This window comes from Virgibacillus carmonensis (assembly GCF_057836705.1).
The window spans coordinates 1-525 of sequence record NZ_JBYQFJ010000400.1 but is presented as its reverse complement, the minus strand read 5'-3'; the positions used below and the strand labels follow the sequence as shown (position 1 = coordinate 525).

The 525-nt window shown below is 44.6% G+C and carries 1 protein-coding gene; it reads right to left on the bottom strand.

The genetic code is table 11. The features are described from left to right. The coding region (locus AC3G7N_RS22570) for a thiamine pyrophosphate-dependent enzyme (RefSeq protein ID WP_489424332.1) at window positions 1-525 on the bottom strand (525 nt) is incomplete at both ends.

Below are 525 nucleotides of genomic sequence, written 5' to 3'. Positions count from 1 at the left end.
CGAGTTCGTTAGCAGTCATCATAAATCCGCCGTCCCCTGATAGGGAAACAACTGTTTTCCCAGGTGACCCCAGTTTGACACCAAGGGCAGCCGGCATACCATACCCCATTGCCCCTGATGTTGGCCCTACATAGGTTTTGGACTTTATGAACGGATAAAACGAGTGAAGCCATCCGGCGAAATTACCAGCGTCGTTCGTTAGCACGGCATCCTTTGGCAATCTTTTCTCCAACAATGCAATTATTTGTTTGTTAATCACATCTTCATTTGTTGTACTTAGTTGACTGATTTGTTTGTATGCTTCATTACGCTCCCTAGCCCAATTCCCCCATGATCCGGAACAGGTAATGTCACGCAGTTTTTTTAAAGCTTCGCCACTATCAGCTAGGATTCCTAGTTCCGGTGCATATACTTTCCCTAGTGATGCATAGTCAATATCGATATGAATTAGTTTCTTGTCAGCAGTAATGACTTTATAATCCTGCGTGGTGACCTCTGATAGCCTTGTGCCTATAGCCAGGATAA